The organism is Bacillus sp. z14 (2026) (assembly GCF_058313575.1).
Window position 1 is genome coordinate 70406 of the sequence record NZ_JBZFQK010000001.1, and the last position, 16264, is coordinate 86669.

The 16264-nt window shown below is 38.0% G+C and carries 11 protein-coding genes and 1 pseudogene; all 12 read left to right on the forward strand.

Features of this window, described 5'->3' with window-relative positions; all coding sequences use genetic code 11:
* The first annotated feature begins 288 nt into the window (after positions 1–288).
* Complete coding sequence (locus AC4G3O_RS00360) at positions 289–1845, forward strand: ABC transporter substrate-binding protein (RefSeq protein WP_491089519.1); 1557 nt, start codon at positions 289–291, stop codon at positions 1843–1845.
* Between the two features lie 55 nt (positions 1846–1900).
* Positions 1901–2857, forward strand: a complete 957-nt coding sequence (locus tag AC4G3O_RS00365) for an ABC transporter permease (RefSeq protein WP_140461445.1) — start codon at positions 1901–1903, stop codon at positions 2855–2857.
* 18 nt (positions 2858–2875) lie between these two features.
* On the forward strand, positions 2876–3763 hold the full coding sequence (locus tag AC4G3O_RS00370) for an ABC transporter permease (RefSeq protein ID WP_140461446.1): 888 nt from the start codon (positions 2876–2878) through the stop codon (positions 3761–3763).
* Between the two features lie 20 nt (positions 3764–3783).
* The gene (locus AC4G3O_RS00375; protein WP_140461447.1) at positions 3784–4782 is read left to right on the forward strand and encodes an ABC transporter ATP-binding protein; all 999 of its coding nucleotides are present in this window, start codon (positions 3784–3786) and stop codon (positions 4780–4782) included.
* Positions 4769–5735 (forward strand): annotated as a pseudogene (locus AC4G3O_RS00380) (ABC transporter ATP-binding protein). The gene AC4G3O_RS00375 and the pseudogene AC4G3O_RS00380 overlap by 14 nt, the downstream one beginning before the upstream one ends.
* 285 nt (positions 5736–6020) lie before the next feature.
* Positions 6021–6782: a sporulation protein gene (locus AC4G3O_RS00385; RefSeq protein ID WP_491135631.1), complete on the forward strand. Its 762-nt coding sequence runs from the start codon at positions 6021–6023 to the stop codon at positions 6780–6782.
* A 448-nt stretch (positions 6783–7230) separates the two neighbouring features.
* The gene (locus AC4G3O_RS00390) at positions 7231–8883 is read left to right on the forward strand and encodes a serine hydrolase domain-containing protein (RefSeq protein WP_140461450.1); all 1653 of its coding nucleotides are present in this window, start codon (positions 7231–7233) and stop codon (positions 8881–8883) included.
* Between the two features lie 14 nt (positions 8884–8897).
* A complete protein-coding gene (locus AC4G3O_RS00395) occupies positions 8898–10982 on the forward strand; it encodes a glycoside hydrolase family 3 protein (protein ID WP_375138410.1) in 2085 nt (694 codons plus the stop codon).
* Between the two features lie 23 nt (positions 10983–11005).
* Positions 11006–12265 carry an exo-beta-N-acetylmuramidase NamZ family protein gene (locus AC4G3O_RS00400; protein WP_140461451.1) on the forward strand — a complete coding sequence of 420 codons (1260 nt, stop codon included), beginning with the start codon at positions 11006–11008 and terminating at the stop codon, positions 12263–12265.
* Positions 12266–12810: 545 nt separating this feature from the next.
* The gene (locus AC4G3O_RS00405) at positions 12811–13590 is read left to right on the forward strand and encodes a hypothetical protein (protein WP_491089523.1); all 780 of its coding nucleotides are present in this window, start codon (positions 12811–12813) and stop codon (positions 13588–13590) included.
* A 246-nt stretch (positions 13591–13836) separates the two neighbouring features.
* Complete coding sequence (locus AC4G3O_RS00410) at positions 13837–13986, forward strand: hypothetical protein (RefSeq protein ID WP_181161999.1); 150 nt, start codon at positions 13837–13839, stop codon at positions 13984–13986.
* Positions 13987–14163: 177 nt separating this feature from the next.
* Positions 14164–16230, forward strand: a complete 2067-nt coding sequence (locus AC4G3O_RS00415; RefSeq protein ID WP_491135632.1) for a thioredoxin domain-containing protein — start codon at positions 14164–14166, stop codon at positions 16228–16230.
* The last annotated feature ends 34 nt before the right edge of the window (positions 16231–16264 follow it).

Here is a 16264-nt window from a genome sequence, read left to right on the forward strand (position 1 = left end):
TCTAAAATTATCAGTAATTAAATCTACCTTTGTTCAAAATCCGCTCTAGAGAAGAGAGGTGTAAATTTTCTTTGAATACTCCAGTTGAAGTCTTCAAAAAGAAAGGCTGGCTGAAAATGAAATTTTAGTGGTCAAGAAGGGCCATTCTAAAAAGATGGGAAGACCATTTAAACGCTTAGACACGGTCTAAATTTAATTCAGTCATCTTAAAATAGCATTATGATTCGAGTTTTATGAAAAAAAACGCTTTATATTTTCTGAATTTTCAGATAAGGGAGAGATTTTATTATGAAGAAAAATTTATTATTTATGATATTAATTTTAGCTTTTGTCCTAAGTGGTTGTTCATCAGGCGGAGAATCAGCTACTGATTCAAATGTAAAAAAACAAGCAACAGAATTAAAGGTTGCAATCAACGCGCAGCCGAATACATTAGATCCTCATATAACAACAGCGGGAATTACCCGAGATATCTCGCGAAATATATACGAGCAGCTGGTTGTTTTAAATGACAAATATGAAGTAGTACCGGAGTTGGCAGAAAAAGTGGAACAATCGGGGGATAATAAAAAATTTACTTTTATTTTGCGAAAAGGTGTTAAATTTCATAACGGTAAGGAGTTAACTGCTGATGATGTAGTTGCTTCCATGAATCGCTGGATAGATAACTTCGGTACAATTCAATCAGTAGTTGGTGATGCACGTTTTAAAAAGGTTGACGATTATAAAGTAGAAATTCAGTTATCTAAAGGTGTTTTAGAATTTCAATCTATGATTGCTGGAGCCAAACAGTTAGCATCAATCATGCCTGAAGAAGTAATTAATAATGCTGCCGCTAATGGTGTTACTGAAACTATTGGAACAGGGCCATTTAGTTTTATTGAATGGAAATCTGAGCAATACATTCATCTAAAAAAATTTAAAGACTATCAATCTATAGATATTCCATCTCAAGGTTTGGCTGGTACGAAGGAATTGTTTATCAACAATCTTTATTTCTATATTGTCACAGATGCTTCTACTCGGTTGGCTGGCTTGCAGACTGGTGAGTATCATATTGCTCGTTCCCTTTCCTATGATGACTTCGATATGATTGAAAATAACTCTGATTTAGCATCAGAATCAGAGCTGCTTGGAGATTTAACGATTGTATACAATAAAAAAACAGGTTTAATGGCAAACCAAAAGATGCGCCAAGCTATAAATGCCACATTGGATATAGATGAAATTATGATGGGTGCAGGGACAAATGAAAAGTTCTATCGTATGGGTTCAAGTTATATGTTTGAAGAACAAGAAGCTTGGTTTTCAGAAAGCGGGAGTGAACATTATAATCAAAAAAATGAAAAGATAGCAAAGCAACTTCTCAAGGAAGCAGGATACAACGGTGAAGAGTTAGTTATGGTTACTAATAAAGAATATCCGCAATTCTATAACGCAACAATCGTAATTAAAGATCAGCTTGAACGCATAGGAGTAAAAGTACGTATAGATGTATACGATTGGGCTACTCAATTAGAGATTGAGAATGACCCTGATAAATTTGATTTATACGTGATGTCATATAGCCCCGTAACCACACCCACGAGTTACTTATATTTAAGTCCGACGTACTCAGGGTGGACAGATGATAAAAAAATTTCAAAATTAATGGTTAAGATTGATAATGAAACGACAAGAGAAGATGCTAAAGCTGCGTGGGATGAGCTCCAAGGATATATGTGGGAATCTTTACCTATAACGAGTCTTGGGGATATTTATACATTAACTGGCCGTTCAAAAAAAGTGAGTAATTTAGAATTCTTCCAAGGACCTATTTTTTGGAATGTTAAAGTCACTGAATAAAATTTGATAGCCTTGCTGGTAGAATATCAGCAAGGTTTATATCGAGGTGAATAATATGCAGATATATCTAATGAAAAGGGTCTTCTCTATCATTCCTGTGTTGATAATCGTATCAATTATTGTTTTTACATTAATACACCTTATTCCAGGAGATCCTGCCCGTACAATTTTAGGTCAAGAGGCTTCTGGTGAGCAAATAGAGAATCTTAGGGAAGAGATGGGATTAAATAAGTCCATTGTTACACAGTATTTCGTTTGGATTACTGGAATTTTCAAGGGAGATTTAGGAACATCATATTTTAGTAACCAACCTGTGTCTGAAATTCTTTTTCAATATCTCGGAGCAACATTATCTTTAGCTATTTATGCACAAATTTTAGCTCTTGTTATTGCTATTCCACTTGGAATATTGGCAGCCCGAAAAAAAGGAACAATAATTGATCAAATTTTAACATCAGCTTCGTTATTTGGCATCTCATTACCCAGTTTTTTATCTGGATTGTTCTTGGTTATGATTTTCGGTGTGCTTCTAAAATGGCTTCCAGTCGCTGGGTACAAACCATTGGATCAAGGTATTATCGAGCATATTAAATATTTGACTTTACCGGCCGTATCATTGGGATTACTTCAGGCAGCGCTAATAACAAGAATGACACGCTCATCCATGCTTGAAATTTTAGGCCAAAATTTTATACGTACAGCTAAGGCCAAGGGGGCGAAAGAGCAAAGGATTATCTATTATCATGCTTTAAGAAACGCATTTATTCCTATTTTAACAGTCATTGGCCAATCTTTTGCCTCCTTAGTAGCTGGGGCTGCTGTAGTGGAAACAATTTTTAACATACCAGGGATAGGTCAACTTATAGTCAATTCGGTAACACGAAGAGATTATTCTGTTATCCAGGGGATTGTATTATTCATAACTGTTTGCTATGTATTTATCAATTTATTTATTGATGTCTTGTACAGTATTATAGATCCTCGCGTTAGATTGTCCTCCAAGCGTTCGTAAAAGAAAGGGTGATATCGAATGCAAGAAAACGTTATAAGTAGTATTAAAGAAGTTCAAAAGGCAGAACTGAAAAAGCGCAATAGAATAAAGTTAACCCGCTTCTTTAAAACAAGGGCTGCTGTCACTGGAGTATCAATTTTACTGTTGATTACGGTAATTGTAATTCTTGCGCCCTTGATTGTAAGGTATACACCTATCGAAGTAAATGCCATGAATCGGCTTGTAGGACCAAATGGCGATCACTACTTCGGTACGGATAATTTAGGACGAGACTTATTTAGTAGAATACTGTACGGTTTACGAATTTCTCTTATTATAGGGCTTTCTGTTACTATATTATCTACTCTTTTTGGTCTGTTCGTTGGACTATATGCAAGTTATTACAAATTCTTAGACAATCTTTTAATGAGGATATGTGATGGAATTATGGCTTTTCCATCTATCTTATTAGCGATTGCTGTTATGGCGATATTAGGTCCAGATATTAAAAATGTTGTTATTTGTTTGACCATTGTTTTCACACCCTATATTGCTCGAATTATCCGTTCTGCGGCCATAGTTATCCGCGAACAAACATATATTGAGGCGATGATGTCATTAGGTGCTAGTGATTTACGTATTATTTTTGGACATATACTTCCTAATGCTTTATCTCCCCTTATAGTACAGGCAACCTATATTTTTGCGGAAGTTATTATTTTGGAGGCTGCATTAAGTTTTTTGGGAGTAGGTGTACCAGCTCCCAATCCAAGCTTAGGCAATATCTTGTATGATGGAAAACTGGTGATATTCAGTGCATGGTGGATGGTCGTATTTCCAGGAATATTTGTGGTACTAAGCGTCGTTTCTCTGAATTTAATGGGAGATGGAGTACGGGATTTATTAGATCCAAAAATGAAAAAGTAATTTAACAAAGGAGGGGAATTATGTCATCAAATGTCTTATTAAATGTTACTGGATTAAAGACAAGTTTTAAAACAGAAAGAGGAAATGTTTCTGCTGTTAAGGGTGTAGATTTTCAGATAAAGAAGGGTGAGGTAGTAGGTTTAGTAGGTGAGTCCGGTTGTGGTAAAAGTGTGACTGCACAATCAATTATGAGATTATTTGATGAAGACAGATTGGTGAATTATGAAGGTAAAGTGGAATTAGAAGGTGAAAACTTACTTGAAGTTAACGAGAGAAAAATGCAAGACATACGGGGTAATGATATATCTATGATATTTCAGGATCCTATAAGCTCATTAAATCCTTTGATGAAGGTAGGTGATCAAATAAAGGAAGCACTAGTATTACATCGAAATATTCCGAAGTCTGAACTCACTAATAAAGTAGTTGATTTGTTACGACTTACCGGTATCCCCTCACCAGAAAAGCGGATACACGACTATCCCCATAAATTTTCTGGAGGTATGCGACAGCGAATAATGATAGCTATCGCGCTGGCATGTAAACCTAAATTGTTAATCGCAGATGAGCCTACTACAGCATTAGATGTTACGATTCAATCTCAAATCATTAAACTAATAATGAAATTAAACAAGGAATTAGATATGGCAATTTTAATGATTACTCATGATTTAGGAGTAGTTGCGGAAATTTGTGATAGAGTGATTGTTATGTATATGGGTCAAGTAGTAGAAGAGGCAGATGCCATAACATTGTTTTCTAATCCAAAGCATCCATATACAATAGGGTTACTAAAATCAATTCCTGATTTAAAAGGTAATCGTAAAGAGTTATTGCATATTATACCAGGGATGGTGCCTTCTTTATTTGAAAAACCTGCCGGCTGTTCATTTGCCCCTCGTTGTCCAATTGTAACCCCTGAGTGTACAAAGAAGAATCCTCCATTTGAAGTATTGAGTGAAAATCATCGTGTCCGATGTTTGTTTGCAAAGGAGGGGGAATTATATGCAACAGAATGATAATACAAAAGATATTCTATTGACAGTGAATAATTTGGAGAAGTATTTTAAAGATGAAAGCTTAGGAAAAAAAGTGATTGTAAAAGCAGTCAATAATATCACCCTATGTATTGAACGAGGTGAAACATATGGTCTGGTAGGTGAATCAGGTTGTGGTAAAAGTACAGCTGGCCGAACCATCCTAAATTTAATAAGGCCAACAAATGGTGATGTTGTATTCAAGGGGATAAATTTATCAAGCCTATCCCAAAGGAACATGCGAAAATATCGTAAAATGTTACAGATGATATTTCAGGATCCATATTCATCCTTGAAAACGGATAGGAAAAAGTTTAGAAGAGCCACTTGCAATTCATAATGTTGGCGCAAAATCAGAACGAATAGAAAAGGTCATTAAAGTACTGAAAAGCGTAGGAATGGGACCGGAAAGCTTATATAAATTCCCTCACGAGTTTTCTGGCGGTCAATTACAACGCATAGGGATTGCTCGGGCACTAATCTGTGAACCAGAGTTAATCATCTGTGATGAGCCTGTTTCCGCATTGGATGTTTCGGTTCAAGCACAAATTATAAATTTATTAATTGAATTACAGAAGCAATTACAGCTTACATATATTTTTATCGCACATGATTTAAGTGTAGTTCGCCACATCTCAGACAGGGTTGGTGTTATGTATTTTGGTAGTTTAATAGAAGAAGCTGTAACTGATGATATTTATAATAACCCGTTACACCCTTATACCCAGACACTGCTTTCTGCAGTACCTTCAGTAGATCCGAAAACTAAAAGTGAACGAATAGAAGTTCTTGGCGAGCCTCCATCACCATTAAATCCACCGCTTGGATGTCCATTTCATACGCGCTGTCCTAAAGTGATGGACATTTGTAAACACCATTTGCCTAAAAGAATAGAAGTAGAGAGCGCCCATTTTGTAAATTGCCATTTGTATTAAAAGAGGAATTTTTTCTAGAATATTAAAGAGATTAATCTGTTGGTGATCCATTGTGTAATAAAGAAGATATTTGAAAAATATTAGAATCAACACCGGCCAACTAAATAACAGTCTTAGCATAAACTCTTTCAATAGTATTCATACAGTCTATCTATCAACTCTAGTGGGATTTTGCCCAATAAGTTAATTATATTTTACATTGAATATCTATAATTGTTCTGTACTAGTTATTTTTACGGATAAGTATAGTAAAATAGACTTATAAAAAGGAAATGAGGGATTATCATGTTTGATAAACTGCTGTCATCCATAGGTATTGGTGCTGCCAAAGTTGATACGAGGCTTGCGAAAAAAAGTTATATTGTCGGTGAGACAATCGAAGGTGAGGTTTTTATCAAGGGAGGAAAAAACGAGCAGGATATTGATAACATCTATTTAACATTAATGACTGACTATGTAGTGGAAGTTGATGATAAAAAGGTTAGACGTTCTGTTGCCTTGGACAAAATCTTATTGACTGAACGCTTCACAATCGCTTCAAATGAAGATAAAGTGGTGCCCTTTCAGTTGAATATTCCTTATGAAGCCCCTGTTACAAAAGGAAGTACACGTGTTTGGATTCAAACCGGCTTGGAAATTAAAATGGCAATCGACCCTCAAGATAAAGACTTTTTGGAAATAAAGCCACATCAGCTTGTAAGAGAATTCATTGATGCTGCAGGAAGATTGGGATTCCGCTTACGTCAGGTAGATTGTGAAAAGACTCCTTCGTATTTCAGAAACGGCTTACCGTTTGTTCAGGAATTTGAATTTAAAGCTACATCCGGTGAATTTGCGAGAAAGCTGGATGAACTAGAAGCTGTATTCCAGCTGACGGAAAACGAAGCAAGAGTGTTGCTTCAAATCGATCGAAGAGCAAGAGGTTTCTCAAGCTTCTTAGCTGAATCATTAAACATGGATGAATCGTTTGTTAAATTCACTTTTGATAAGTCGGACATTGGCACGCTAGACCGTACATTGGGAGATTTAATTAGAAAATATTGCTGATTTATGGTTTCGACCAGTCAGATTCAATAAAATTTTACATGTTTTTTACATTGTGATGAAAGAAACTGCTCACTGGCAGTTTCTTTTTTTATATAGAAATCTATTTTTTTATAAAAATAGTTAGCTGAGAAATTAGATATAAGTAAATGAAACTAATGATCTCTTAGTTATGAATATATCCATATAGGTAAACTAAGCAATAAGAATGAGGTGAATATGCAGAAACTTGTCATTTTTTCATGAAATAATTGTTGTTACATTAAGATAGACCTAAGGTTAATAATGGAAGTAAGTACTTATGCCGGATAGAAAAATAAGAAAGATGGATGTATTCTCGAGTGAGAGGAATCTATCTAGATAAATCCCCCAAAGATCCATCTCCGTAGCCTTCATCAACCTTTCTTTCGTTTTGATCACTCGCTTTGTGATAAAAAAGAGGAGGAATGATATGAAAAAAATCACCTCAATTGCATTCAGCACGATGATTGCTGTGTCTGCATTTAACACATCCGATGGTCTAATGATGACAAGTGCTAAGGGACATTTAGACAATGCATCATATTGGGACGAACCTGGTCGAATGCTACCGATACTCCTACCTTCAAATGCCAGAATGGCAGGTATGAAGCAGTCTGCACTTGATGACATAGATGTGACAATCGGCCAATACATCGAAAGCGGCTTAATTCCAGGGGCGGTCACCTTTGTGGCACGAAGCGGTCATATTGTTCAAAAAGCTGCATATGGGTTTGCGGCTCTCTATCAGGATGATACCTTCACGGAAATTGAAACACCCCTTAAAATGAAAGCGGATACAATTTTTGATATCGCTTCTATTAGTAAGCTTTTTACAACTACTGCGGTCATGATGCTTTATGAGCAAGGAATTTTCCAACTCGATGACCCTGTTGCGTTGCATCTGTCACAATTCGCTGCAAACGGCAAAGAAGACATAACAATCAGACAACTTTTAACCCATACTTCAGGTTTTGCAGCTGGGATGCCTCTTTATATGCAAGAGGGCACTCGAGAAAGCCGCATCCAGTCCGTACTGCAACATGGTTTGATTAACGAGCCTGGGAACACCTATTTATACAGTGATTTGAACATGATAACGCTTGGGGCGCTAGTCGAGAAATGGAGTGGTCTCCGGCAGGACGAGTTTGTTAAGAAAGCCATCACAGAGCCGCTTGGTATGAAGGATACGATGTATAATCCTCCGGCAAAATTAAAGAAACGTATAGCTGCAACCGAATATCAGCCAAAGATAGGGAGAGGGCTTGTCTGGGGCGAGGTTCATGATGAAAATGCGTGGTCGCTTGAAGGTGTGGCTGGTCATGCAGGCGTCTTCTCCACAGCCAAGGATTTAGGGATTCTCGCCCATGCATATTTAAATGATGGTAAATACGGTAAGATACGCATTCTAAAGAAGAAAACGATTGACTTAATTATGAAGAACTATAACACTGCGTTTCCAGGAAATGACCATGGATTAGGCTTTGAGCTTAATCAGGGCTGGTACATGGATTCACTTTCTGATACATTCACCGCTGGCCATACGGGCTATACCGGTACAGCTCTTGTGATGAGTCCATCTAATCAGACTGTTGCTATTTTACTTACAAACCGGGTACATCCATCCCGAAATACACCTTCCATTAATCCTATCAGACGAACATTCGCTAGAGGTGTGGGAGACAGCATACCTATAAATGTGAAAAAGGGACAAATGGCTTGGTTCGCGAGCTATGGAGATCAATTAGATAACACACTTTCAGCTCAAGTGAATTTAAAAAGAGATGCTTATTTGAGTTTCGATACCTGGTTCCGTATTGAAGAGGAGAGTGATTATGGATATTTGGAAACATCGACTGACGGAAAAGCATTTACAAGTATTCAAAGCTTCACAGGAAAAAGCAATGGATGGGAGAAGGAGAATGTCCTCATTCCTGCCGGCACGAAATTTATTCGTTTTTCCTATAAAACTGATGAAAGCGTGAACGGGCGCGGCTGGTATGTACAAGACGCAAGCATAAAAACAAATGGAAAGAAGGAACGACTGACCTTCGAGAGCAATGGATTTGAACGTAGAACAGATTAAATGGGGAGGTGCTAATATTGAAAAATAGGAAATGGTTCTTGATTATACTTGTGATGAGTGTATTCCTGACGACCGGATTCAGCAGCCAAACTAAGAAACCAGCAAATCCAAATGATGGTGTGCGAGATATTGTAATCTATCAAAATCTGCATGAGGTTGATAAAACGATTAGCGGCAACAGTGTCAAAATGAAGGCAGTGAACGTCTACCATGATGGTCATTTTACAAAGACAAATAAGGTAAAATGGTCGGTTGCAAATAAACGTATCGCGAAAATTAGTTCTAATGGAACCTTGACGATTACAGGGAAATCAGGAGTGGCAGTCATTCTTGCTACATCGGGAAAAAAGATAGACACTGCCTTTTTGGTAGTGGATAAAAAGGGAAATGCAACATTCCGCTCCATCAAGCAAAAACGGTACCAGCTTGCTGAATATGCCGTTAGCAAGATGAAGTTAGAAGAGAAAATCGGGCAAATGCTTATGCCTGATTACCGGAACTGGGATGGCAAGAATGTGACAGAGATGCTGCCGGAGATAGAACAGCAAATTAAGGATTATGACTTGGGTGGAGTTATTCTATTCCGCGAAAATGTTGTAACGACTGAGCAAACCGCTCGTCTCGTGGATGCGTATCAGCTCGCCTCTGAGAAATATGGGATGCTCATCTCAATTGATCAAGAGGGTGGAATTGTGACCAGGCTGCAATCTGGAACTGATATGCCCGGCAATATGGCCTTAGGAGCTACACGGTCTGGGACAATCACGAAAGATGTTGCGCGTGCCATTGGCGAGGAGCTCGGTTCGCTTGGCATTAATACAAACTTTGCCCCATCGCTTGATGTCAACAATAATAGTAACAATCCTGTCATTGGTGTCCGTTCCTTCAGTGAAGACCCGAAACTAACCGCTGAACTAGGAACTGCTTATATTGAAGGCATGCAGGAAACAGGCACGATTGCAACGGCCAAGCATTTTCCAGGTCATGGCGATACGGCAGTTGATTCCCATGTTGGACTTCCAGAAGTTCCATATGAGATGGAGAGATTAAAGGAAGTGGAACTATACCCGTTTCAGCAAGCGATGAATGCTGGTGTTGATGCCATCATGACCGCGCATATCACCTTTCCGAAGGTAGATGACACGAAAGTGATTTCCAAAAAGACCCGTGAGGAAGTCTCTATACCAGCAACTCTCTCCCACCGCTTTCTGACAGAATTGGTTAGGGAGGAAATGGACTATGATGGATTGATCGTTACAGACGCCATGAACATGGGTGCTATCACCGAGCATTATGGAACTGTCGATGCGGCCATCATGTCTGTTAAGGCAGGTACGGACATTGTACTTATGCCCGTTGGACTAGAGGATGTTCGTAATGGGCTCCTTGATGCAGTAAGAAATCGCGATATTAAAGAAAAGCGAATTGATGCATCCGTAAAACGGATCCTGTCACTGAAAATCAAAAGGGGCATCTTTAAAGAAGAATCCCCAGACCCACTTGAAGAAAGAATCGAAAAAGCGCTTGAGACCGTTGGTTCACCAGAGCATAAGGCGATCGAGAAAACAGCTGCAGAGAAATCTATTACCCTCGTCAAGAATAACAATCAGCTCCTGCCTTTAAATGACTTGCAGGAATCCGGAAAGATTGTCGTTATCGGTATGACCTACAACCAAGAATTATATAACGCTATTAAAGAAAAGCATGCCAACACTGAGGAGATTACCCTTCCTTCTAGCTATCAACTGACCGATGCACAGAAGGAGCAGCTTCGTCAGGCGGATTATATTATTATTGGCAGCCATACATCAAATGTAGCAATGAGGTTACCTACCCATCCTCAAATGCAGAGAATTAATGATATTACCGACAACTATAATGCGCCTTCTATAGCTGTTGCGATTCGTAATCCATATGACATTATGTCCTTTCCTCAGGTTGATGCATATATCACTCAATATGGTTTCCGTACCGCAAGCTTTAAAGCAACTGCAGCAGCCATTTTCGGTGAAATAAATCCATCTGGTAAACTCCCTGTCACGATCCCGAACGGGCAAGGGGAAACTTTATATCCATTTGGCCATGGTTTATCCTACTAATTAGATAACTAAGGAGGCTTTATATGCAGAAGAGAAGTTTCGCTGTCCTATTCACACTGATTCTGATTTTATCAACGATTTCTTTCGCCCAAGCAGGTCAAAAGGACAAGCATAAAAAGAAGGATTTAGAACTAGGCGTCGACGTTATTCTAAGTGATAAAAAAGAATTGCTGGAAGGTAAAAGGGTAGGTCTCATCACAAATCCGACCGGTGTAGATCAAGAGCTTAACAGCATTGTTGACCGTTTCTATGAGGATGAGGATATCAATCTCACCGCTTTATATGGCCCGGAACATGGAGTTAGAGGAGACGCGCAGGCCGGCAGCTATGTTGATTTCTACATTGATGAAACTACTGGTCTTCCTGTATACAGCCTTTACGGCAAAACCCGTAAACCAACACCGGAAATGTTAAAAGATATTGATGTACTTGTATTTGATATTCAGGATGTAGGCGCACGCTTCTATACGTATATTTACACAATGGCATTAGCGATGGATGCGGCAAAGGAACAAGGAATCCCATTCATCGTACTTGATCGCCCGAATCCCCTAGGAGGACTGAAGGTGGAAGGACCGATTCTTGAAGCACCCGAATATGCTTCGTTTATCGGGCAATACGAAATCCCACTCAGACATGGGATGACTGTTGGAGAACTCGCGAAACTATTTAACAAGGAATTTGGCATTGGGGCGGATTTAACCGTTGTAAAAATGAAAAATTGGAAGCGTCATATGAATTATGAAGATACAGGACTAGAATGGGTCCTTCCATCCCCAAACATGCCGACACTCGACACAGCTTATGTATACCCGGGCACAGGATTAATTGAAGGCACGAATTTATCCGAAGGGCGCGGAACAACGAAACCTTTTGAATTGCTCGGAGCCCCATTCATAAATGGAACAGAGCTAGCAAAGGAGCTAAACAAGCTAAACTTAAAAGGTGTTCAATTCCGAGCAGCCTCGTTCACGCCGACATTCTCGAAGCATAGTGGAATCCTATCCCATGGTGTTCAGGTTCATATAACAGACTATAATGATTTCGTGCCTCTTGAGGCAGGTCTTCATATCGTTAAGACCATTCATGACATGTATCCGGATGATTTCGAATTCCGTACAGAGGACAGCAAAGGAATTTCCTATTTCGACTTGCTTATCGGCAACGGCTGGATTCGCGATGATATCGAAGCAGGTAAATCCGTAAAACAAATCAAGCAGAAATGGGAAAAGGATTTGAAAGACTTCATGAAACTAAGATCTAAATATTTGCTGTATAGATAAGGGAGGGAAGCTTGAAGGCTGAGATGAGTGGAGCCTTTGAGCTTCTTAATTTTTTTGCGCATTCAAAAGATGCTATTCCGTCTAAGAGACACCGGTACCAAGATTATAGAGTTAGAGGAAATGTTAGTTGCTTTAGTAGTAATGAGACAAAATAGTTTTCTGCGTTATTTTAGAAGATAATAACAAGTAATGAGGTATTGTATGATTACGGTGATTGTTTGGAGTTATTTTTCACCTTGTATGCGCCAATAAGATACTGTAATCCGTCGAATATTTATTATTGTCAATGTGTATTTCAGAAATCACATAAACTTACATAACCAGAACAAATGAGTTATTTTCTATCTCGCTTTTGAGTATCAGACTTATTTAAACAGTCCATTTATATCTCCACTTACATATTGCAAACTATCGAATTTTACCAAAAATCCCCGAGAGCAAATCATTATTTTTTATGCTAAAGTTATATCGATATTACATGCGAAATATACAAACGTAGGGATTACGCATATGATATACAATATACATCAAGGAGTTGGCTTTAATTGTTTGGATTTTTAACATTACTTTTTTTAGTCGCGACAATCTTAGTTGTTGTTGGAATAATCAAACCTACGAAAATAAAAATGTCTTCTCGTAAAGAAGTCTTGAAAAAAGGCGGTATAGCTCTTTTAGTACTTTTTGTATTAATGATGGTAACAGTTCCTCCGACTGAATCAACTACTTCTGAAACCGATAAAGGCACTTCTACTGGGCTAGAAACTACGGAGGAAGCAAAAGCAGAAGAGGCCAAGAAAGCAGAAGAGGCCAAGAAAGCAGAAGAGGCTAAGAAAGCAGAAGAGGCCAAGAAAGCAGAAGAGGCTAAGAAAGCAGAAGAGGCCAAAAAAGCAGAAGAGGCCAAAAAAGCAGAAGAGGCTAAGAAAGCGGAAGAGGCTAAGAAACCAGAAAACATTGTGAGAAAAGCAGTAGAGGAACATTTTGGGGAAGAAAATCTCGAAGAAGTGACATATAATGCTAGCGGAAAATTTGTATTAATACGTGTTTTGGGCAATGACAACTTAACCACTAATATGATAAGAAGAGGTATGTGGCTAGACACCCAGGATGTATTAGAAGATTTAGACGGTGTAGAAGGAATTGACACAGTTGATTTTAATATATTATTCCCTATGCAAGATCAGTATGGAAATAGTTCAAATTCTATAGTTATGAAATCATCATTCAACAAAGAAACTAGAGATAAGATTAATTGGGAAAATTTCTTAACTGATAATATTCCAAATATATCTCAAAATTATTGGGAACATCCAGCTTTTTCTAAATGAAACATTTAACTATTGGCGGAAACCCTATTACTCCAGCGATGTGATGTAATAGGGTTTTTAATTGGTTGTATATTTATAAGAATAATATAGAGGAATAGATATTACTTAGACTTCATTATGAAGTCTTTTTTATCGTCTATAAATCATATTAATTATAATAATATATAAATTTATAAAAATATAATCACGATTATTACAAATAAAATAACCAGCGGAATCCATATCGAAAATATAAGAAGAGTTGAAATGCCAATTTATAAAGTAGATATTAAAGCTGAATTAGATTTACCAATTAATATAGAAGAATGGATTTATAGTCTTGAAAGAACAACGAATAATAAATGGTTAAAAGAAGCTATTCTTGACTACTGGGAAAAGAAAAAGGTATCCAATTAGGATGCCTTTTTTATTGAATGAAAATCCTTATAAATCAATAAATAATGGAATTAAGTTTATACTAGTGAAAGATCTGTATTGAATAAAAAGGATAAGTTAAATCCATAACGTGTGAAGGTGAAAGGTAAAACTTTGTGTAAATGAAAAAATCCTGATTTCAAAAGGAGAAATGATTATATGAATGAAAAAGCTAGTCCAAATAGACTAATAAATGAAAAATCTCCATACCTTTTGCAGCATGCCTACAACCCTGTAGACTGGTTTCCATGGGGAAAAGAGGCTTTTGAGAAGGCAAAACAAGAAAATAAACCAGTTTTTGTAAGTATTGGGTACAGCACTTGCCATTGGTGTCATGTGATGGAGAGGGAAAGCTTTGAAGATGAAGAAGTGGCGTCGGTTATAAATGAGCGGTTTATTTCCATAAAGGTAGACCGGGAAGAACGACCTGATTTGGATTCGATTTATATGTCTGTGTGCCAGGTGATGACGGGACAAGGTGGTTGGCCGCTTAATGTGTTTTTAACTCCTGATCAGGTCCCCTTTTATGCAGGAACCTATTTTCCTAAGCATAGCCGGTATGGCCGTCCTGGAATAATAGATGTGATTACTCAGCTATACGATACGTATACCAATGAGCCACATAAAATCGAAATGACAGGTGAGCGGATTAAAGATGCCATTATGCCAACGAAACAGGAGACATCTAGTGAGAAATTAACGATGGCTGCGATCAATGCAGCCGTTCAACAATTTAAGCGGGTATTTGATGAACAGTATGGCGGGTTTGGCTCGGCTCCGAAATTTCCTACACCACATAATTTAATGTTCCTGCTGCGTTACTTCCATATGACGAAGGATCAGGAAGCATTGAATATGGTGCTAAAGACATTAGAAGGGCTATCAAGAGGTGGAATCTATGATCATATCGGATACGGGTTTTCTCGCTATTCCACTGATGAATTATACTTAGTCCCACATTTTGAAAAGATGCTATATGATAATGCCATGCTGTTAATGGCGTATACAGAAGCCTATCAGGTTACCGGAGAAAATAGCCATCAAGTGATATCTGAACAAATCATTGAATATGTTTTACGGGACATGCGACATCCTGATGGCGGATTTTACTCAGCGGAGGATGCAGATTCAGAGGGTGTGGAAGGGAAATTCTATATATGGGACTACTTTGAAATCTTTGATCACCTTGATGAAGACGTAGCAGAATTATATTGCGCTGTTTATGATATAACCCCTGAAGGAAACTTTGAAGGCGAAAATATTCCTAATCTAATTCGTGAACCAATTGACTCATTTGCTGCTCATAATGATTTAGACGCAGCAGAAGTTCGTAAACAATTGGAGGAAGCAAGGAAAGTCTTATTTAATGTTCGCGAGGAGCGGGTTCATCCGCATAAGGATGACAAAATATTGACTGCCTGGAACGGATTAATGATTGCCGCTCTAGCCAAAGCTGGTAGAGTTTACAATCATCAGGAAGCACTGGTTGCAGCAAAAAGTGCTATCCAATTTATTGAACAGAATTTAATCGTGGATGGAAGAGTCATGGTCCGATACAGAGATGGTGAGGTTAAGCAGGAAGGATTTATTGATGACTATGCGTATCTTCTTTGGGCTTACATTGAACTCTATGAAACGACATTTGATTTATCCTATCTCAAAAAAGCAAAAACACTTACGCATCAAATGATCGAATTATTTTGGGATGGGGAAAATGGTGGATTCTATTTTTATGGAGAGGATAATGAGGAATTGCTGATCCGTCCAAAAGATGTATATGATGGAGCGTTGCCATCCGGGAATAGCGTCGCAACCTTGCAAATGCTTAGGCTGGCTCGTTTAACCGGTGAGTTTTCATTGGAGGATAAGGTACAGAAGGTTTTTGACGCATTCAGCGATGATGTGATTCACTATCCAATGGGCCATACTTATATGTTAATGGCGTATATGACAACCCAAATGAAAATGAAGGAAGTCGTTGTATTGGGAAGTACGGATTCAGAGAATAACGTTATCACACATTTGCACAAGGAGTTTCATCCAAACTTAACTTATCTGGCAAACGAGGATTCCTCTTTATTTACTGGTGTTGCTGATTTTGCGGCAGGTTATTCCAAGGTCAATGATCAGGAAACCTATTATGTATGTGAAAATTTTGTTTGCTACAGACCACTGACCAGTGAAAATGAAGCAATCGAGCTTATAAATGGCGACAAAGAGTCATAAATTTAATAAATAACAGCTGCGTTGGCTATATAAA